Here is a 19,896-nt window from a genome sequence, read left to right as displayed (position 1 = left end):
GTCGGCGGCATGACCACCGCACAGCACAAGATCGGCTCCGGGTTCGGGGCCGGGACCACCGCGGCCGAGGTCGTCGCGGGGATCGACCTGACCGGCAAGCTCGCGATCGTCACCGGCGGCTACTCGGGCATCGGCCTGGAGACGACCCGCGCGCTGACGGGGGCGGGTGCGCACGTCGTCGTCCCGGCCCGCCGGCGCGCGACGGCCGAAGAAGCGTTGCGGGGACTCGGGAACGTCGAGGTCGACGAACTCGACCTGGCCGACCTCGGCAGCGTCCGCGCCTTCGCCGAGCGGTTCCTCGCGTCGGGCCGGGGGATCGACGTCTTCATCGGCAGCGCCGGCATCATGGCGTTGCCGGAGACCCGCGTCGGACCGGGCTGGGAGGCGCAGTTCGCGACCAACCACCTCGGCCACTTCGCGCTGGTGAACCGGCTCTGGCCCGCGTTCGGCGACTGCGCCCGCGTCGTCTCGGTGTCCTCGCGTGGCCACCACTACGGCCCGGTGCGCTTCGACGACCTCGAATTCCGCCGGGGCTACGACAAGTGGCTCGCCTACGGCCAGGCGAAGACGGCGAACGTGCTCTTCGCGGTCCGGCTCGACAAGCTGGCCCGTGACCGCGTCCGCGCGTTCGCCCTGCACCCGGGCCGGATCCTGACCGACCTCGTCCGCCACCTCGACCGCCAGGAGCTGGTCGACGCCGGGATGGTGGACGCCGAAGGCCGGGTCACCGGCGGCGCGAAGACGCCGGAGCAGGGCGCCGCGACGCAGGTCTGGGCGGCGACGTCCCCGCGGCTCGACGGCCTTGGCGGGCTGTACCTCGAGGACTGCGACGTCGCGGAGCCCGCCGGTGACGTGCGGGCCGGCGTCAAGGACTACGCGATCGACGCGGTCCTGGCCGAGCGCCTGTGGGCGGTTTCGGCCGAGCTCACCGGGGTCGACGCCTTCTAGAGCTTCTCCACCTGCCGCACCAGCAGGTCGATCTCGTCCTCGGTGTTGTAGTAGTGCACCGACGCGCGGACCAGGTCCGGCAGGCCGCGCGCGGTGAAGTCGTACTGGGCCGACGTCCGCGAAGACACCGACGTGTTGATGCCGGCTTCGGCCAGCCGGGCCTTGATCTCCTTGGCCGGGGTGCCCTCGACGGTGAAGGTGACGATGCCGCACTGGCGGGCGCCGATGTCGTGGACGCGGGCGCCGGCGTCGGTCAGCCGTTCGCGCAGCGTCGCGGCCAAGGACGTGACCCGGGCTTCGATGGCCGGCAGTCCCCAGCCGAGCGCGTAGTCGATGGCCGCGCCGAGGCCGAGCACGGCGGCGAAGTCCTTTTCCCACACCTCGAAGCGCTTGGCGGTCGGGTCGACGACGTACTCGTCCGGCGCCGTCCAGCTCGCGGAGTGCAGGTCGAGCATCGCCGGCTCCAGCCGCTCCCGCAGCCGCGGGTGCGCGTAGAGGAAGCCGGTGCCGCGCGGGCCGCGCAGGTACTTGCGGCCGGTCGCCGACAGCGCGTCGCAGTTCAGGCGGGCGACGTCGAGGTCGAGCTGGCCCGCCGACTGGCAGGCGTCGAGCAGGAACGGGATCCCGGAGGCCCGGGCGATCGCGCCGATCTCCTCGGCCGGGTTGACCAGCCCGCCCTGGGTGGGCACGTGGCTGACGGCGATCAGCTTGACGTCGTCGCCCACTCGCCGTCGCAACTCTTCGACGTCCAGCTGCCCCGACGCGTCGTCGCCGATCACCTCGACGACCGCGCCGGTGCGCTTGGCGACCTGCAGGAAGGCGATGGCGTTGCTGGCGTACTCGGCGCGGGAGGTGAGGATCCGGTCGCCGGGGCCGAACGGCAGCGCGTAGAAGATCGCCTGCCACGACCGCGTCGCGTTGTCGGTGAGCGCGATGTCGTCGGGTTCCGCGCCCACCAGCCGGGCCGCGGACGCGTACACGGCGTCCAGCCGGTCCGATGCCGCGGCGATCGCCTCGTAGCCGCCGGCCAGCGCTTCGTGGCGCAGGTAGTCGACGACGGTGTCGGTCACGATGGACGGCGGGAGCGCGGAGCCCGCGTTGTTGAAGTGGACCACCTCGGCGGAGCCAGGGGTCTCACGGCGCGCGCGTTCGACGTCGAAGTCCATACCCAACTGAATACAGTAGATAGGTACTGTATGCAATACTGCCGGTCATGGCCCGGACCCCGCTGCGCAGCGACCTCATCGAGCAGATCACCACCCGCGTGCTCGACGGCAGGCTCGCCGCCGGCAGCCGCGTCAACGAGGTGCACCTGGCCCGCGAGCTGGGCGTCAGCCGGACGCCGCTGCGGGAGGCGCTGATCGGGCTCGCCGACCGCGGCCTGCTCGTCTCCGCGCCCGGCCGCGGCTTCCTCGTGCCGCCGTTCGACCCGGACGAGGCCCGCCGCCTCTACCCGCTGGTCGCCGAGCTCGAAGCCCTCGCGCTGCGCTGGACGTCGCCGCTGGAGCTGGCCGGGCTGCCGGACGCGCTCGACGCCGTCGCCGGCGAGATGGACGCCGTGCTGGCCGACGGCGGCGATCTGTCCGAAGTGGACGACCGGTGGCACGCGCTGCTGCTGTCCCGCTGCCCCAACCCGCACCTGCTGCGGCTGATCGGGCAGACCAAACCGCTGCTCAAGCGCTACGAGTCGTGCTACTTCGGCGGTGCGGGCCGGGCCGGCGAGAGCATCGGCGAGCACCGCCGGATCGCGGCGGCCCTGCGCGACGGCGACCTGGCGACCGCGTCCGCGGTGCTCGTCCGCAACTGGGTGAAAGCGCTGGCCTACCTGGGGAAGGACGAAAGATGATCATCGCGCACCTGAGCGACCTGCACCTCGACGGCGAGCCGCGGGCCGAAGAACGCGTTGCCGCCGTCATGGACTACCTGGCCGATCTCGCGGTCGACGCCGTCGTCGTCACCGGCGACATCGCCGACCACGGCGCGCCGCCGGAGTACGCGCGCGCCGCGGAGCTGCTGAAGCACCCGGCGCCGGTGCTGGTGTGCCCGGGAAACCACGACGTCCGGGCGGCTTTCCGGGCTGGGCTGCTCGGGGCGTCGCCGTCGGACGGCCCGATCGACCAGGCCCACGAGGTCGGCGGCGTGCTCTTCGCACTGTGCGATTCGACGATCCCGGGCCGTGGCGAGGGTTTCCTCGCCGACGAGACCCTGGACTGGCTCGACGGCGTGCTTTCCGGCGGCGACGGCCCGGCGTTCGTGGCGTTCCACCACCCGCCGGTCGAGGTCGGGGTCCCGCTGGTGGACGCGATCCGGCAGTCGGGCGAGCAGCGGCTGGCGGCGGTGCTCGCCCGGCACCCGCGCGTGGTGGCGCTGCTGGCCGGGCACGTCCACACGGGCGCGTCGACGACGTTCGCGGGCGTGCCGCTGCGGATCGCGCCCGGCGTGGTTTCGCAGTCGCTGCTCCCGGCCGAGCCGGGCGGGGGCCGCGGCTGGGCCGACGGCGGCCCGCTCGACCACGAGCGGCCGCCGTCGCTGCTGCTGCACGTCCTGCACGACGACGGCCGGGTGACCAGCCACCAGCGCGTCGTCCCGTGCTGACGGCTCAGCCGGAGATCGTCGCGTCGTAGGCCGTCTTGCCGCAGAACGCGCCGCCGTACCCGGTGACCTCGACGCTCCCGGAGACGTCGCCGCCGTCGATCGTCACGCGCAGCCGTCCCGACACCGGGTAGTACGGGCACGCCGCGACGCTCGTCGACGCCGTGAAGAGGTTGCCCCCGGTCGCTGCCACGTTCTCCACGGGTTCGACGGTGATCTCGCCGCCGTCCGCGTCGACCTCCGCCAGGTCGAGGTCCGCCGCCGCGGTGCCGGGGAGGCAGCCGGAGTTCGAGCCGAACCGGATCGCCCCGAGCTGCGGCTGCGCGGCCGGGTTGCCCGACGCCAGGCAGACGTCCACCGGGTTGATGTCGTTCGTGGTGCCGGTCGAGGAGATCGTCTCGACGACGCGCAGGGTGGCGGACCGGCGGAACGAGCGGCCCTCGACCGAACCGGAGAGGGTGACTTCGTAGGAGCCCGCCGGGGGCTCGCTCGCCTCTTCGGCGGCGGTCATCGTCTCTTCCTCGGTGGTGGTTTCCGGCTCGCTCGACTTGGGCGCGGTCGTGTCCGTCGGCGTCTCGGACGTCGTCGGTGCTTCGGTCGCCGTCGCCGACGACGGGCTCGCCTCCGGCCGGCCGCCGTCACAGCCCGCGGTGAGCAGCAGGCCGGCGCTCAGCGCGGCGACGATCTTCCGGGTGCGCGATCCAGTCACGCGCGTAGGTCGGCGACCACGGCCCCGGCGTTACGAGCCGCTGAACACCGGGAGGGTGATCCGGGACGGGCGGGCCGCGTCGTGGAAGACCTCGAAGCGGTTCGGCTTGCCGTCCACCGCCGACGTGACCGGTTCGCCCGTGCCGTGGTTGCGGGCGAAGCGGGGGAAGCCGCCGCCCGCGACCTGGACGCGCAGGCGGTGGCCGCGGCGGAAGCGGTAGGCCGTCGGGTCGAGGCCGACCTCCGCCGTCACCACGCCTTCCTCGTCGGCCGACGGGAAACCCGGGCGCAGCCGCAGGATCCCGTCGGTCACGTTGCGGGACACGCCGTCCGGGTCGACGTCGCAGAGCCGGACGTAGACGTCGGCGTGGCCGAGCTCGGTGCGCACGTGCACGGTCGCGGCCACCTCGCCGATGACGTCGAGGTCCGCGGGCAGCGGTTCGCCGGTGAAGACGAGGACGTCCGGCCGGGCCTCGACTTCCTGGTTGTCGCGCTGCTTCCATTCGCCGGTGAGCAGGGGGCCGCCGACCGCCGGGGTCGGGTCGGCCGGGTCGTAGGTGAACGTCGTCGGGCGCGCCTCGTCCGCGGTCTCGCCGAGCCCGCCGACCGGCCGGAGGTGGGACGCGGTCGGCGTCGAGGGCGGCGGCCAGGATTCGAAGTCGAGCCAGGAGTTCGCGCCCTGCAGGAACAACCGGACCGGCGAGCGCTGCAGCTGGGCGCGGTCGCCGAGCAGGTGTGCGCGCAGGAACCCGAGCTGGTCCCGGATCATCGGGCCCATGCTCGCCGGCTCGCCGTGCGCCCACGGCCCGATGGTGATCCGCGGCTCCTTGCCCGCTTCGGCGAGCGTCCGGAAGTCGCGCAGCTGCCCCCGGATGAACAGGTCGTACCAGCCGGTGACCATCGACACCGGGACGTCGAGCTTCGCGACTTCGGCGCTGTGGTCGGACATCACCCAGTAGTCGTCGTCCGGCACGAAGTGCGAGGTGACGTCCTGGAGGAACTGCACCGGCTTCCCGATCGCGGCGACGTCGGCGCCGCTGAGCGGCAGGTGCGCCATCGCGCGGCGGGTCTTGCGCTTCTGGACCGGGTTCGGCAGCGCGGCGAACCGCTCTTCCTGCCGCCCGATCATCGCCGACCACGACACCATGTTGTCCGCCGCGAGCACGCCGCCCGGGTAGAACGTCGAGACGAACTCCGACGCCGTCACCCCGAGGCACATCGCCTCGAGCGGAGGGTCGAGGTACGGGCCGACCGCCCACTGGGTGTGCCCGAGGTAGCTGGCGCCCGCCATGGCGACCCGGCCGTCGCACCACGGCTGGGCGCGCAGCCATTCCACGGTCGCCACGCCGTCCTCGCGCTCGAGGTGGAACGGCCGGAACTCACCGCCCGAGCCGAACGAGCCGCGGGTGCTCTGGACGACCGTCTGCAGCCCGTGCCGGGCGAACGTGTCGCCGAAGAGCCGCCCCAACAGGCCCGAACGCCCGTACGGCGTGCGGATCAGCACCACCGGCGCCGACGTCGTGCCGGCCGGGGCCCACCGGTCGGCCAGCAGCGTGACGCCGTCGGGCATCGGCGCGGCCAGGTCGCGCGTCACGACCGGCTTCGGCCCTTCGGCACGCGGGAGCCCGAACAGCTTGTCGACAAGTCGGTCCAGCACGGGGCGTCTCCCGGTCATCCGAAGTGGAGTCGGTCCTTCCGGATCCGACGGTACCTCAGTTCGCGCGCGCGAGCGTCTCGGGACGCAGCAGCCGGGCCAGCTCTTCGGCGGGGATCAGGCCCTTTTCGACGACGAGCTCGGCCACGCCCCGGCCGGTGGCCAGCGCCTCCTTCGCGATCTCCGTCGCGGCCGCGTAGCCGATGCTCGGGTTGAGCGCGGTCACCAGCCCGATCGAATTCTCGACGTAGGAGCGCAGCACGTCGACGTTCGCGGTGATCCCGGAAACGCACTTCGTGGCCAGCGTCCGGCAGGCCGCGCCCAGGTGCGTGATGCTCTCCGACAGCGCGTGCAGGATGACCGGCTCGAACGCGTTGAGCTGCAGCTGCCCGGCTTCGGCGGCCATGGTCACCGTGACGTCGTTGCCGATCACCTCGAATGCGACCTGGTTGACGACCTCGGGGATCACCGGGTTGATCTTGCCGGGCATGATCGACGACCCGGCCTGCACCGGCGGCAGGTTGATCTCGTTGAGCCCGGCGCGCGGGCCCGAGGACAGCAGCCGCAGGTCGTTGCAGCTCTTCGAGAGCTTGACGGCGATCCGCTTGAGCACGCCGGACAGGTGCACGAACGCGCCGCAGTCCTGGGTGGCTTCGACCAGGTCCGCGGCGGTGACGACCGGCAGCCCGGTGATCTCGCGCAGGTGGCGGCACGCGGCTTCGGCGTAGCCCGGCGCGGCGTTGAGGCCGGTGCCGATGGCGGTCGCGCCGAGGTTGATCTCGTGCAGCAGCGCGACGGCTTCGTTCAGCCGCAGCCGGTCTTCGCCGAGCATCACCGCGTAGGTGCCGAACTCCTGGCCGAGCGTCATCGGGACCGCGTCCTGCAGCTGCGTGCGGCCCATCTTCAGCACGTCGTGGAACTCGACGGCCTTGGCCGCGAACGCCTTCTCGAGCACGACCATCGACTCGGCCAGCTCGCGCACGGCGAGGATCGTCGCGACGTTGACCGCGGTCGGGTAGGCGTCGTTGGTCGACTGGCTCAGGTTGACGTGCTCGTTGGGGTGCACGACGTGGTAGTCGCCCTTGGCGTGCCCGAGCAGTTCCAGCGCACGGTTGGCGATCACCTCGTTGGCGTTCATGTTGGTCGACGTCCCGGCCCCGCCCTGGATGACGTCGACGACGAACTCGCCGTGCAGCGCGCCTTCGCGGATTTCCCGGCACGCGGCGCGGATCGCGTCGGCGATCTCGGGTTCCAAAAGGCCCAGCTCGGCGTTGGCGCGCGCCGCGGCTTCCTTCACCGCGGCCAGCGCCTCGATCAGGTGCGGGTAGGCGGAGATCGTCGTGCCGGTGATCGGGAAGTTCTCGCGGGCGCGGGCGGTGTGCACACCCCAGTACGCGTCGGCCGGGACGTCCTTGTCACCGAGCAGGTCGTGTTCGCGGCGGGTGGTCATCGCAGGCTCCCCACAGAGAGGTTTCCGGTGAAACGCAGGTTGTCCGGGCCGGGCGGGACGTCGATCCCGCACAGCTTCAGCGCCGCGGCCAGCACCGGGTACCGCGCCCGGTCACCGCCGTCGGCGATCTTGAAGGCGATCGCCGTGCCGTCGGGCAGCGCGGCGACCTGGACGGCCTCGAAGCCGTCCTTCGCGATCAGCCCCGGCACCGCGCGCATGACGGCGGTGACGTCGCGGCGGCTGCCGCCGACGAGCTCCGGGTGCGTCCGGATCCCGTCCGCGACCAGGTGCTCGGGCGTGCCGGGCGCGGCGGTCGCGAGCTTCGAGACGGCGGTCGCGAGGCCGCGCAACGTCGTCGCGAACAGCGGCGCGCCGCAGCCGTCGACCGCGACCCGCTCGATGCCGCGGCCGGTCAGGTCCTCGACGGTCGCGGCGATCGCGCGCTGCAGCGGGTGGGCCGGGTCGAGGTAGCCGTCGACGGCCCAGCCGTTGAGCCGGCACGTCTTGAGCATCGCGGCGTGCTTGCCGGAGCAGTTGTGCGCCAGCCGGCTCGGCGCCCGTCCCCCGGCGAGCCAGCGGTCGCGCTCGAGGGGGTCGTACGGGAAGTCGGCCGGATTCCCCAGCTCGTCGGGGGAGTGGCCGTCGAGCACCGCGGAAGCGGCGTCGAGGTGCACCTGCTCGCCGGAGTGGCTGGCCGCGGCGATGGCGAACCCGGCGGGGGACAGGAGCAGCCCGAGCCGCGCCATCGCCGTGGCCTGCAGGGGTTTCGCCGTGGACCGCGGGTACATCACGGCGTCCGGGTCGCCCGCGGCGAACCGCGTCGTGCCGTCCGGGGCGAGCACCACCAGGGAGCCGTGGTGCACGCCTTCGACCAGGCCGTCCCGGATCAGCTCGACCAGGGGTTCGTGGCTCACACGCCCTCCTCGTCGAACGCGCGCATGTCGATCCGCTTGCGCACAGCGAACCAGCCGACGACCAGCGCCACGAGGATCACCGGGAGCGCGAGGAGGGTGATCCGGCCGGTCTCGTCGAAGCCCATCAGGACGACGACGGCGGCGAGGAACACCAGCGTCGCGATCTCGGTGTACGGCGAGAACGGCAGCCGGAACGACGGCCGTTCGAGGCCTTCGCGCTCGGCCTTGCGGACGAAGAGCAGGTGGCAGAGCACGATGATGGCCCAGGTGGCGAGGATGCCGATCGCGGCGAAGTTCAGGACGATGTCGAAGGCGTCCTTCGGCACGACGTAGTTGAGCCCGACGCCCAGCACGCAGACGGCCGCGGTGAGCAGGATCCCGCCGTAGGGGACGTGGTTGCGGTTCATCACGCCGGTGAACTTCGGCGCCGAGCCCGCCGTCGCCATCGACCGCAGGATGCGGCCGGTCGAGTAGAGGCCGGAGTTCAGGCTGGACAGCGCGGCGGTGAGCACGACCAGGTTCATCACGCTGTCCGCGGCGGGCACGCCGAGGTGCGAGAGCACGGTGACGAACGGGCTCTGGTCCTTCGAGTAGGCGCTCCACGGCAGCAGCATCGCCAGCAGCACGACCGAGCCGACGTAGAACACCGCGATCCGCCACATGATGGAGTTGATCGCCTTCGGCATGATCTTCTCCGGGTTCTCGGTCTCGCCGGCGGCGACGCCGACCAGCTCGACCGAGGCGTAGGCGAACACGACGCCCTGCACGATCAGCACCATCGGCAGCAGCCCGGTGGGGAAGATCCCGCCGTGCTCGGTGATCAGCTGCGGGCCGGGCGCGGCGCCGTCGATCGGCGTCTGCGTCACCAGCAGGAAGATCCCGATCGCCATGAACAGCACGAGCGCGGCGACCTTGACGATGGCGAACCAGAACTCCATCTCGCCGAACAGCTTCACGGAGACGAGGTTCAGCGTCAGGACCACGGCGAGCGCGATCAGCGCGAGCACCCACTGCGGGACCGGCGAGAAGAACGACCAGAAGTGCGCGTAGAGCGCGATCGCCGTGATGTCGGCGATGCCGGTGGTCGACCAGTTGAGGAAGTGCATCCAGCCGGCGACGTACGCGCCCTTCTCGCCCATGAACTCGCGGGCGTAGGAGACGAAGGCGCCGCTGGAAGGCCGGTACAGGATGAGCTCGCCGAGCGCGCGGACGACGAAGAAGGCGAAGAGCCCGCAGACGGCGTAGACGATCGCCAGCGCGGGCCCGGCCTGGGCGAGCCGGCCGCCCGCGCCGAGGAACAGGCCGGTGCCGATCGCCCCGCCGATCGCGATCATGTTCACGTGCCGGGGCTTGAGCGCCTTCTGGTAGCCGGCGTCGCCCGCGTCGGCGGACGGCGTGAGGGTCTGTTCGGTCACTGGTCCCCGTTCACGATGCTGGTCAGGGTGGCCTCGACGTGCTCGAGGTGCGCGGTCATGGCCGCGACGGCCTGTTCTTCGGAACCGCGCTCGATGGCCGTGACGATCGCGCGGTGCTCGGCGTTCGACTGCCGCCGCCGGTCGCCGAGCTGGTTGAGGAACGCGGACTGGCGGGCGAGCGCGTCCCGGATCTCTTCGATCACCTTCCCGAACACGGGGTTGCCCGAGGCCTGGGCGATGGTGATGTGGAAGAGCGAGTCGAGCGCGACCCACGCGGTGTTGTCGGTCTCGGCGTCCATCCGCTCGACGAGGTGGCCGAGCAGATCGAGGTGGTCCTGGTCCCGTCTCAGCGCGGCGTAGCCGGCGACGGGGATCTCGACGTGCCGGCGCACCTCGATGAGGTCCCGGGCGGAGTAGGGCCCGAAGGTCGGGTTGTCGGCGGGTCCGGCGGCGGTCACGAAGGTGCCTTTACCCGTCTTCGACTCGGTCATGCCGAGCGCCTGCAGACCGCGGAGGGCTTCGCGGATGACCGAGCGGCTGACCTCGAACTCCCTGCTCAGGGACGCTTCGGAGGGAAGCTTGGCGCCGACGGGGTAGTCGCCGCGCTCGATGAGCTGCCGCAGGTGGGCCAGCACGGCTTCCATGGCACTCACCCGGCGAGGACCACCTTGTCCGGCTGTCTGGCTGTCAGACAGGTTCATGGGAGGGATGCTCGGTGCCGGGGCTGCGGCTGTCAACGCGGGGCCCGGCGGGTGTGGCTCACCTCACCGGTCCCGGGCGGATGACGTGAATGACTCATTCCTGTCGTCCGACGACAGGAATGAGTCATTCACGTCGTCTCGGAGGTGCCCCACTTGCCGTGCGCCCGGTCGCGCCGCGCTCCACGGCCGGCTTGCCTGCCCGCGCAGCCGCGCCTCTCTTTGCTGCGCCGCCACGCGCCGCCCCGCCCGCCCGGAGCCGCGAATGACTCATTCGGGACCTCCGGCGACAGGGTCCCGGCAAAGTCGCGGGTCCCCTTCAGGACGTCGCGAGCGGCGCGGGACCGGCCTGGGGTACCGGACCACCGCGACTTTGCCGGGACCCTGACCTCCAGCGCCGCGAATGAGTCATTCGCGGCCACACGCCCCCGCCCACCCGGGCTCCGCCACCCAGCGCCGCGTGACCGCCCGGACGCAGCCCGTGCCGTGATCACCACCGCCCGAAACGGTGGCGCGTCGCGCGCCCGGCGCGGCCTCCAGAGGTGCAAAATCGAGTCCGGCGAGTGCGGGATAGGCTGGGGGACCCGGGCGCGCCGGTCCCATCCACACAGGGGAGGTTTTCGCTGGTGTCGAACGATTCTTTCGTCCACCTGCACGTCCACACCGAGTACTCGATGCTCGACGGTGCGGCGAAGATCGCCCCTCTCTTCGCGGAGGCGGCACGCCTCGGCATGCCCGCGGTCGGGATGACCGACCACGGCAACATGTACGGCGGCGACGAGTTCTACCAGCAGGCCAAGAAGGCGGGCCTGAAGCCGATCATCGGCATCGAGGCCTACGTCGCGCCGGAGAGCCGCTTCCACAAGAAGCCGGTCTTCTGGGGTCAGTCGAACCAGCGTGGGGCCGACGAGCTGGGTGAGGGCGGCGACGTTTCGGGCGCCGGTGCCTACACCCACATGACCATGCTCGCCGAGAACGCCACCGGCCTGCGGAACCTCTTCAAGCTGTCCTCGCTGGCCAGCATGCAGGGCTACTACCGCAAGCCGCGGATGGACCGCGAGCTCATCTCGGAGAACCACGAAGGCATCATCGCCACCACCGGCTGCCCGTCCGGCGAGGTGCAGACCCGGCTGCGGCTGGGGCAGAAGGAAGCGGCGATCCAGGCCGCGTCCGACTACAAGGACATCTTCGGCGCGGACAACTTCTTCCTCGAGCTGATGGACCACGGCCTGCCGATCGAGCGGTCGGTCCGCGAGGGCCTCCTCGAGGTCGGCCGCCTGCTCGACCTCAAGCCGCTCGCCACGAACGACTCGCACTACGTCACCAAGGACCAGGCGGACACGCACTCGGCGCTGCTGTGCGTCCAGGCGGGCAAGACCCTCAACGACCCGACGCGGTTCAAGTTCGACGGCGACGGCTACTACCTCAAGTCCGCCGCGGACATGCGCGAATACTGGGACAAGGAGGTCCCCGGCGCGGCCGACACCACGCTGATGATCGCCGAGCGCGTCCAGTCCTACGACGACGTCTACGCGCACAAGGACCGGCTGCCGTTCTTCGAGGTGCCGGAGGGCTACGACCAGGGCGGCTGGCTGCGCGAAGAGGTCCAGCGCGGTCTCAAGTGGCGCTTCCCGGACGGCGTGCCGGACGAGTACTACAACGAGCGGATCGAGATCGAGCTCGACGTCATCATCGGGAAGGGCTTCCCGGCCTACTTCCTCATCGTCGCCGACCTCATCAGCTACGCGCGCCGCGTCGGCATCCGGGTCGGCCCGGGCCGTGGTTCGGCCGCCGGCTCGCTCGTCGCGTACGTCCTCGGCATCACCAACCTGGACCCGATCCCGCAGAAGCTGCTGTTCGAGCGGTTCCTGAACCCCGAGCGCGTCTCGATGCCCGATATCGACATCGACTTCGACGACCGCCGGCGCGGCGAGATGATCCGGTACGCGACCGACAAGTACGGCGCGGACAAGGTCGCCCAGGTCATCACCTTCGGCACCATCAAGACGAAGGCGGCGATCAAGGACAGCGCCCGGGTGCATTTCGGGCAGCCGGGCTACGCGATCGCGGACAAGATCTCCAAGGCGCTGCCGCCGCCGATCATGGCGAAGGACATCCCGCTCTCGGGCATCGTCGACCCCAAGCACGAGCGCTTCGGCGAGGCCGCCGAGGTCCGTGCGCTGGTCGAGACCGACGAAGAGTGCAAGACGATCTTCGAGACCGCCCGCGGTCTCGAGGGCCTGATCCGCAACGCGGGCGTGCACGCCTGCGCGGTCATCATGTCGTGCGACCCGCTGACCGACGCGATCCCGCTCTGGCAGCGTGACGACGGCTCGATCATCACCGGCTGGGACTACCCGTCGTGCGAGGCCATCGGCCTGCTGAAGATGGACTTCCTGGGCCTGCGGAACCTGACGGTCATCGGTGACGCGATCGACAACATCAAGGCCAACCGCGGGATCGACATCGACCTCGACACCCTGGGCGTCGACGACCCGGAGACCTACAAGCTGCTCGCCCGCGGCGACACGCTCGGCGTGTTCCAGCTGGACGGTGGCCCCATGCGCGACCTGCTCCGCCGCATGGAGCCCACGGTGTTCGACGACATCGTCGCGGTCGGCGCGCTCTACCGCCCCGGCCCGATGGGCATGAACGCGCACAACGACTACGCGGACCGGAAGAACAACCGGCAGAAGGTCAAGCCGATCCACCCGGAGCTCGACGAGCCGCTGCGGGAGATCCTGGCCGACACCTACGGCCTGATCGTGTACCAAGAGCAGATCATGCACATCGGCCAGAAGGTGGCCGGGTACACCATGGGGCGCGCGGACGTGCTCCGCCGCGCGATGGGCAAGAAGAAGAAGGAAGTCCTCGACCTCGAGTACGAGGGCTTCGAAGCCGGCATGAAGGCCAGCGACCTGGTCCCCGGCGGCTTCTCCGCCGAGGCCGTCAAGGCGCTCTGGGACACGATCCTCCCGTTCGCCGGCTACGCGTTCAACAAGAGCCACGCGGCCGCGTACGGCCTGGTCTCCTACTGGACGGCGTATCTCAAGGCCAACTTCACGCCGGAGTACATGGCGGCGCTGCTGACCTCGGTCGGCGACAACAAGGACAAGTCGGCGGTCTACCTGTCCGAGTGCCGCCGCCTCGGCATCAAGGTGCTCCCGCCGGACGTCAACGAATCGGCCCTGCGGTTCGCGGCCGTCGGGGACGACATCCGCTTCGGCATGGGTGCCGTCCGCAACGTCGGCGCGAACGTCGTCGAGTCGATCATCAAGACCCGCGAGGAGAAGGGCAAGTACGCCTCCTTCACCGACTTCCTCGACAAGTCCGAGCTCGTGGCCTGCAACAAGCGGGTCATCGAATCGCTGATCAAGGCGGGCGGGTTCGACTCGCTCGGCCACACCCGGCTGTCGATGATCCAGGTCCACGAAGACGCGGTGGAAGCCGTCGTCCCGCTCAAGCGCCAGGAGGCGATGGGCCAGTTCGACCTGTTCGGCTTCGGGGGCGACGACGGCGAGGCGGCTCCGTCGTCTTCGCCGCTCGCGCACCTGAAGTTCGGCGAGGAGGAGTACCCGCGCAAGCAGCTGCTCGCCTACGAACGCGAGATGCTCGGCCTGTACGTCTCGGCGCACCCGCTCGACGGCGCCGAGCGGATCCTGCGCAAGCACGCCCCGAAGCCGATCGCGGGGATCCTCGCCGATCCGCCGCGCGAAGGCGAGATCGTGATCTCCGGGCTGATCACGTCGCTCGAGCGGCGGGTCAACAAGAAGGGCGAGCCCTGGGCGATCTGCACGGTCGAGGACATGGACGCCTCGCTCGAGGTGCTGTTCTTCCCGAAGTCGTACGCGCTGTTCTCGAGTGAGCTGATCGAAGACAACGCCGTGCTGGTCAAGGGCCGGGTCAACTGGCGCGAGGACAAGATGTCGATCTTCGGCGGCGGCCTCGCGACACTCGACCTGTCCGAGGTCGGCACCGGCAACGGCGACGACGAGCCGCCGCTGGTCCTGCTGGCCGCGGCGGAGAAGATCGACCAGTCGGTGGTCAGCGAACTGCGGTCCACGCTGCTCGCCCACAAGGGTGAAACGATGGTCCACCTCAAGCTGGTGGGGCGCAGCCAGACGTTGTTCGCGCTCCACGACTACCCGGTGAAGGTCAGTTCGATGCTGATCGGCGAGCTCAAGGGCATCCGCGGGATCACCGCTTCGACGTGAGCCACGGCAAGGCGGGGTCCGCGCGCACAACGCGCGCGGACTCCGCCTTTCGTGTTTGCTGAGCGGGATGACTCACGAACCCGATCCCCGCCGCTGGAAAGCGCTGGCCGTTTCGCTCACGGCCGGGTTCATGGGGCTGCTCGACGTCAGCATCGTCAACGTCGCCCTCCCGTCGATGCAGTCCGGGCTGCACGCGAGCAGCGGCGGGATCCGCTGGGTCGTGTCCGGGTACGCGCTGGCGTTCGGGCTGGTCCTGGTCACCGGCGGGCGCCTCGGGGACGCGTTCGGCCGCCGCACCATGTTCCTCGGTGCCCTCGCCGCCTTCGTCCTCACGAGCGCGCTGGCCGGCGCGGCCCCGAACGAGACGACGCTGGTCATCGCGCGGCTCGCCCAGGGCGTCGCGGCGGGCATGCTCACGCCGCAGAACACCGGGCTCATCCAGGACCTCTTCCGCGGTGCCGAGCGCGGCCGCGCGTTCGGGATGTTCGGCGCGGTCGTCGGGATCTCGACGGCGGTCGGCCCGATCCTCGGCGGCGCCATCATCGCGATCTTCGGCGCCCAGGACGGCTGGCGCTGGGTGTTCTACGTCAACGTCCCGATCGGCGTGCTCGCGTTCGCGCTGGCCCTGCGGCTGCTGCCGCGCAGTGAGAAGAAGCGGCTCAGGATCCGGTCGGAGATCGACTTCGCCGGCATCGTGCTGCTCGCCGTCGCCGTGCTCGGCGTCCTGCTCCCGGTCGTCGAATCCGACCAGGGCGGGCTCACCCGGCTGTGGTGGCTGTTCCCCGTCGCGCTCGTCTTCGGGGTCGCCTTCGTGCGCTGGGAGCACTCGGTGGTCCGGCGCGGCCGGCCGCCGTTGCTGGACACCCGCCTGTTCACCGGCACCCCCGGCTACGCCACCGGCGCGGCGGTCGGCGCGCTCTACTTCTGCGGGTTCGCCGGGATCTGGCTGGTCTTCGCGATGTTCTTCCAGCAGGGCCTCGGCTACTCGCCGCTGCAGTCCGGGCTTTCGGTGACGCCGTTCGCGCTCGGCTCGGCGGTGTCCGCGGCCGTCGCCGGACGACTGGTGCCCCGCTTCGGCAGGCTGCTCACCGTCACCGGGCTGGGCACGGTCGCCCTCGGCCTGCTGGCCGTCGCGGTGCTCGCCGAGCTGGTCCCGCCCGCGGCGTCCGGCTGGGCCTTCTCGCTGCCACTGCTGTTCGCGGGCGTGGGCGGCGGGATGGTGATCTCGCCGAACACGACGCTGACGCTCGAATGCGTGCCGGTCCGGATGGCCGGCGTCGCCGGTGGCGCGCTGCAGACCGGGCAGCGGATCGGGACCGCGATCGGCACCGCGGTGCTCGCTTCGGTGTTCGGCGCGGTCGTGGGCGCGGGGTCGTCGTACCCGGTGGCGCTGACCGTGTCGCTCAGTTGCGCGGCCGTCGTGACGTGCGGTGCGCTGGCGCTGTCGGTCGCCGAGCTCCGGGCGCGCCGGCAGCGTGCCTCGGTAGAGGAGCGCGAGGCGCGGGAGGCCGAAACCTCGGCCGCGGACGTCCACCGGAGCTGAGACACTACTTTCCGCAGATTCGCGATGCTCCATCCGGGTGACGCGCGCGGGAATTCCCTGGTGCTACGCAGAGCAACCGGGTAGATCTTATGGAGCCTTCACTGCGCGGCTTCGGCTACCGACAGTGGCAATCAGTCGGCCACCCGGGGATGGGGTGACCGGCTCGAGCGATCGAGGCGTCCGGAGTTCGAGGGAATGGACACACTCGGTCACCTTCCGTCCAGTGAGTCGTCGGCGTCCGCGGGGGACCGTCCGGCACTCGCGGAAGGGCTGCCCGCCGGTGCCGCCGGCGCGTGACGGCGCGGGCGGGCCCGGGTGAGGGGGAACCGGGCCCGTCCGTTCTTCGTGTCGTGCTTCCGTCCCGGCTCGTGATCATGTTCAGATGGCGGCGTCCGACTGGCACGAGCCCGGGGAGCACCGATGACCGAGCAGCCGACCCGGGTGTGGCGCCGTCCCATGCGATCCCGTGACCGCGATGAGCACCACCGCGTCGCGACGCCGCTGGAACTGCTGTTCGACCTCTGTTTCGTGGTCGCGGTCGGCCAGGCGGCCGCGCAGCTGCACCACGCACTCGCCGAAGGCCACACCGGCCACGGCGTCCTCTCGTTCGCGATGGTGTTCTTCGCGATCTGGTGGGGCTGGCTGAACTTCAGCTGGTTCGCCTCGGCGTTCGACACCGACGACGTGCCGTACCGGTTGGCCACGCTCGTGCAGATCGCCGGCGGCCTGACCGTCGCGGCGGCGGTGTCGAGCGCTTTCGAAGGCGACTTCCGGCTGATGGTCGCGGGCTACGTCCTGATGCGGCTGGCGCTGGTGGTCCAGTGGCTGCGCGCCGCGCGGTCCGACCCGGGCTGCCGCCCGGCCGCGCTGCGGTACGCGAGCGGCATCGCGGTGGCCCAGGCGCTGTGGATCGCCTTCCTGTGGGTGCCGCACGGCGTCCAGGTGCCCGCGTTCTTCGTGTTCGCCGTCGTGGAGTTGGCCGTGCCGGTGTGGGCGGAACGCCGCAAGGGGACGACGTGGCACCCCCACCACATCGCCGAGCGGTACGGCCTGTTCACCCTGATCGTGCTCGGCGAGGTGATCCTCAGCGCGACGAACGCGCTCAAGGAGGGGACCGCCGAGCCGGGCCACCTCGGCGCGCTGATCTCGCTGGCCGCGGCCGCGCTCGTGCTGGTGTTCTCGATGTGGTGGCTGTACTTCGACCGCCCCGGCCACGCGCGGCTCGTCCGCCGCCCGACCATGTTCACGTCGATGAGCTGGGGCTACGGCCACTATTTCATCTTCGCGTCGGCCGCGGCGGTGGGCGCGGGGCTCGAGGTCGCGGTCGCCTACGACACGGGGACGCTGCACCTGGGCGGGGTGGCCGCGGCGCTGCCGACGACGGTGCCGGTCGCGGTCTTCCTGCTGAGCGTGTGGCTGCTGCACATCGGCCCGACCAACGAGTGCCGCCCGATCGCCATCGGCTTCCCGGTGACGGCGGTCCTCGTCCTGGCGGCGTCCTTCACGCCGGCGCCCATCCACGTCACCGCGCTCCTGGCGGCCGCGCTCGTCGCGCTGACGGTCGTCGCGACGCACGGGGAGCCCCAGCCGGGGTGAGCGCGGATCGGTGCAGGTCAGCGGCCTGACGCGATAAAAGGGACCCCCCTGTGCGAGGGGGTTCGGAGGCCATGTAAAGTTCTCCAAGTCGCCAGGGAAACCGGGTGGCCGCCGGGAACACGAACCAAGCTCCCACAGTCGTGGTAGAGTGGGTGGTCCCGAACCAGGGTGGTATCCCTGGAACAAAGCTTGAAACAAAATGCCGAAGACCAAGGCGCTTCGCGGCGCGGCGGTCCGAAGTGTGTTGCTTGAGAACTCAACAGTGTGCTAGTGAACTAAGCCAGTAGAGCTTATATATGAAACCTCGTATGAGGTTCCTTTGAGAGCAAGTAAAATTTGCCTCGATTAAACTATTCATTGTTGGAGAGTTTGATCCTGGCTCAGGACGAACGCTGGCGGCGTGCTTAACACATGCAAGTCGAACGCTGAACCACCTTCGGGTGGGGATGAGTGGCGAACGGGTGAGTAACACGTGGGTAATCTGCCCTGCACTCTGGGATAAGCCTTGGAAACGAGGTCTAATACCGGATATCACCACCTACCGCATGGTGGGTGGTTGAAAGTTCCGGCGGTGCAGGATGAACCCGCGGCCTATCAGCTTGTTGGTGGGGTAATGGCCTACCAAGGCGACGACGGGTAGCCGGCCTGAGAGGGTGACCGGCCACACTGGGACTGAGACACGGCCCAGACTCCTACGGGAGGCAGCAGTGGGGAATATTGCACAATGGGCGCAAGCCTGATGCAGCGACGCCGCGTGAGGGATGACGGCCTTCGGGTTGTAAACCTCTTTCGCCAGGGACGAAGCGCAAGTGACGGTACCTGGATAAGAAGCACCGGCTAACTACGTGCCAGCAGCCGCGGTAATACGTAGGGTGCGAGCGTTGTCCGGATTTATTGGGCGTAAAGAGCTCGTAGGCGGTTTGTCGCGTCGGCCGTGAAATCTCCACGCTTAACGTGGAGCGTGCGGTCGATACGGGCAGACTTGAGTTCGGTAGGGGAGACTGGAATTCCTGGTGTAGCGGTGAAATGCGCAGATATCAGGAGGAACACCGGTGGCGAAGGCGGGTCTCTGGGCCGATACTGACGCTGAGGAGCGAAAGCGTGGGGAGCGAACAGGATTAGATACCCTGGTAGTCCACGCTGTAAACGTTGGGCGCTAGGTGTGGGCGACATTCCACGTTGTCCGTGCCGTAGCTAACGCATTAAGCGCCCCGCCTGGGGAGTACGGCCGCAAGGCTAAAACTCAAAGGAATTGACGGGGGCCCGCACAAGCGGCGGAGCATGTGGATTAATTCGATGCAACGCGAAGAACCTTACCTGGGCTTGACATGCGCCAGACATCCCCAGAGATGGGGCTTCCCTTGTGGTTGGTGTACAGGTGGTGCATGGCTGTCGTCAGCTCGTGTCGTGAGATGTTGGGTTAAGTCCCGCAACGAGCGCAACCCTTATCCTACGTTGCCAGCGCGTTATGGCGGGGACTCGTGGGAGACTGCCGGGGTCAACTCGGAGGAAGGTGGGGATGACGTCAAGTCATCATGCCCCTTATGTCCAGGGCTTCACACATGCTACAATGGCTGGTACAGAGGGCTGCGATACCGCGAGGTGGAGCGAATCCCTTAAAGCCGGTCTCAGTTCGGATCGCAGTCTGCAACTCGACTGCGTGAAGTCGGAGTCGCTAGTAATCGCAGATCAGCAACGCTGCGGTGAATACGTTCCCGGGCCTTGTACACACCGCCCGTCACGTCATGAAAGTCGGTAACACCCGAAGCCCATGGCCCAACCCCGTAAGGGGAGGGAGTGGTCGAAGGTGGGACTGGCGATTGGGACGAAGTCGTAACAAGGTAGCCGTACCGGAAGGTGCGGCTGGATCACCTCCTTTCTAAGGAGCACAACACATCCCAGCTACGGTTGGGAGTGGCCACGGTTTAACACCCGCCTGTGGTGTTGCCGGGGTTGCTCAAGGAATTGTGGAACTACTGGTTATCGCCGGCGACGGTGGATGAGTTCGATGCCAAGTACTGCAGGCTTGCCTGCGTGGAACGGGTCCAACGAGTCCGGGTGGTCGGGTGTTCACGAAGCACACTGTTGGGTCCTGAGGCAACACGCCGAGGGGCTTACCCCCCTGGGGACGTTTGTTTCTGGTGTGGTGTTTGAGAACTGTAGA

At 69.7% G+C, this 19,896-nt stretch carries 13 protein-coding genes and 1 rRNA gene; 7 read left to right on the top strand and 7 right to left on the bottom strand.

Annotated elements, in window-relative coordinates; translation table 11 throughout:
* Positions 1-9: 9 nt before the first annotated feature.
* Positions 10-948 carry an SDR family NAD(P)-dependent oxidoreductase gene (locus SD460_RS39400; RefSeq protein ID WP_290059247.1) on the top strand — a complete coding sequence of 313 codons (939 nt, stop codon included), beginning with the start codon at positions 10-12 and terminating at the stop codon, positions 946-948.
* Here SD460_RS39400 and SD460_RS39395 read toward each other — a convergent pair.
* The gene (locus tag SD460_RS39395) at positions 945-2,114 is read right to left on the bottom strand and encodes an aminotransferase class V-fold PLP-dependent enzyme (protein ID WP_290059248.1); all 1,170 of its coding nucleotides are present in this window, start codon (positions 2,112-2,114) and stop codon (positions 945-947) included. The genes SD460_RS39400 and SD460_RS39395 overlap by 4 nt on opposite strands.
* Before the next feature lie 47 nt (positions 2,115-2,161).
* On the opposite strand from SD460_RS39395, the gene SD460_RS39390 reads away from it, so the two are divergent.
* Both SD460_RS39390 and SD460_RS39385 read left to right on the top strand, forming a co-directional pair.
* Entirely contained in the window at positions 2,162-2,794 is a 633-nt protein-coding gene (locus SD460_RS39390; RefSeq protein WP_290059249.1) for a GntR family transcriptional regulator, read from the top strand.
* A complete protein-coding gene (locus SD460_RS39385) occupies positions 2,791-3,543 on the top strand; it encodes a metallophosphoesterase (RefSeq protein ID WP_318307503.1) in 753 nt (250 codons plus the stop codon). Before SD460_RS39390 ends, SD460_RS39385 begins: the two co-directional genes overlap by 4 nt.
* Positions 3,544-3,547: 4 nt before the next feature.
* Here SD460_RS39385 and SD460_RS39380 read toward each other — a convergent pair whose 3' ends face one another.
* The 6 genes from SD460_RS39380 to SD460_RS39355 are packed head-to-tail and all read right to left on the bottom strand — an operon-like array spanning position 3,548 to position 10,325.
* Positions 3,548-4,249, bottom strand: a complete 702-nt coding sequence (locus SD460_RS39380) for a hypothetical protein (RefSeq protein ID WP_290059251.1) — start codon at positions 4,247-4,249, stop codon at positions 3,548-3,550.
* 30 nt (positions 4,250-4,279) lie between these two features.
* Positions 4,280-5,905 (bottom strand): CocE/NonD family hydrolase, encoded by a 1,626-nt coding sequence (locus SD460_RS39375; RefSeq protein ID WP_318307502.1) that lies wholly within the window; start codon positions 5,903-5,905, stop codon positions 4,280-4,282.
* A gap of 55 nt (positions 5,906-5,960) precedes the next feature.
* Positions 5,961-7,352, bottom strand: a complete 1,392-nt coding sequence (gene aspA, locus SD460_RS39370; RefSeq protein ID WP_290059253.1) for an aspartate ammonia-lyase — start codon at positions 7,350-7,352, stop codon at positions 5,961-5,963.
* A complete protein-coding gene (locus SD460_RS39365; RefSeq protein ID WP_318307501.1) occupies positions 7,349-8,266 on the bottom strand; it encodes an asparaginase in 918 nt (305 codons plus the stop codon). The genes aspA and SD460_RS39365 overlap by 4 nt, the downstream gene beginning before the upstream one ends.
* Positions 8,263-9,681 carry an amino acid permease gene (locus SD460_RS39360; RefSeq protein WP_290059255.1) on the bottom strand — a complete coding sequence of 473 codons (1,419 nt, stop codon included), beginning with the start codon at positions 9,679-9,681 and terminating at the stop codon, positions 8,263-8,265. The genes SD460_RS39365 and SD460_RS39360 overlap by 4 nt, the downstream gene beginning before the upstream one ends.
* Positions 9,678-10,325 carry a FadR/GntR family transcriptional regulator gene (locus SD460_RS39355; RefSeq protein WP_290059256.1) on the bottom strand — a complete coding sequence of 216 codons (648 nt, stop codon included), beginning with the start codon at positions 10,323-10,325 and terminating at the stop codon, positions 9,678-9,680. The genes SD460_RS39360 and SD460_RS39355 overlap by 4 nt, the downstream gene beginning before the upstream one ends.
* Positions 10,326-11,005: 680 nt before the next feature.
* Between SD460_RS39355 and dnaE the strand changes: the two genes are divergently transcribed.
* The 4 genes from dnaE (at position 11,006) to SD460_RS39335 (ending at position 19,611) form a co-directional block, all read left to right on the top strand.
* Positions 11,006-14,593: a DNA polymerase III subunit alpha gene (gene dnaE / locus SD460_RS39350; RefSeq protein ID WP_290062323.1), complete on the top strand. Its 3,588-nt coding sequence runs from the start codon at positions 11,006-11,008 to the stop codon at positions 14,591-14,593.
* A 67-nt stretch (positions 14,594-14,660) separates the two neighbouring features.
* A complete protein-coding gene (locus SD460_RS39345) occupies positions 14,661-16,136 on the top strand; it encodes an MFS transporter (protein ID WP_290062324.1) in 1,476 nt (491 codons plus the stop codon).
* A 420-nt stretch (positions 16,137-16,556) separates the two neighbouring features.
* Positions 16,557-17,732: a low temperature requirement protein A gene (locus SD460_RS39340; RefSeq protein ID WP_290062325.1), complete on the top strand. Its 1,176-nt coding sequence runs from the start codon at positions 16,557-16,559 to the stop codon at positions 17,730-17,732.
* Positions 17,733-18,089: 357 nt separating this feature from the next.
* Positions 18,090-19,611: ribosomal RNA gene (locus SD460_RS39335) — 16S ribosomal RNA — on the top strand.
* Positions 19,612-19,896 lie beyond the last annotated feature (285 nt).

Origin of the sequence: Amycolatopsis solani, assembly GCF_033441515.1 — a bacterium.
GTDB lineage: Bacteria > Actinomycetota > Actinomycetes > Mycobacteriales > Pseudonocardiaceae > Amycolatopsis > Amycolatopsis solani.
This window is presented reverse-complemented; position numbering and strand designations above follow the sequence as displayed.

What these genes read in the sequence shown, in the direction of transcription:
- aspA (WP_290059253.1), bottom strand. Translation starts at nt 7,352, where the DNA reads ATGACCACCCGCCGCGAACACGACCTGCTCGGTGACAAGGACGTCCCG.
- SD460_RS39355 (WP_290059256.1), bottom strand. Translation starts at nt 10,325, where the DNA reads ATGGAAGCCGTGCTGGCCCACCTGCGGCAGCTCATCGAGCGCGGCGAC.
- SD460_RS39395 (WP_290059248.1), bottom strand. Translation starts at nt 2,114, where the DNA reads ATGGACTTCGACGTCGAACGCGCGCGCCGTGAGACCCCTGGCTCCGCC.
- SD460_RS39385 (WP_318307503.1), top strand. Translation starts at nt 2,791, where the DNA reads ATGATCATCGCGCACCTGAGCGACCTGCACCTCGACGGCGAGCCGCGG.
- SD460_RS39340 (WP_290062325.1), top strand. Translation starts at nt 16,557, where the DNA reads ATGACCGAGCAGCCGACCCGGGTGTGGCGCCGTCCCATGCGATCCCGT.
- SD460_RS39390 (WP_290059249.1), top strand. Translation starts at nt 2,162, where the DNA reads ATGGCCCGGACCCCGCTGCGCAGCGACCTCATCGAGCAGATCACCACC.
- SD460_RS39345 (WP_290062324.1), top strand. Translation starts at nt 14,661, where the DNA reads ATGACTCACGAACCCGATCCCCGCCGCTGGAAAGCGCTGGCCGTTTCG.
- SD460_RS39400 (WP_290059247.1), top strand. Translation starts at nt 10, where the DNA reads ATGACCACCGCACAGCACAAGATCGGCTCCGGGTTCGGGGCCGGGACC.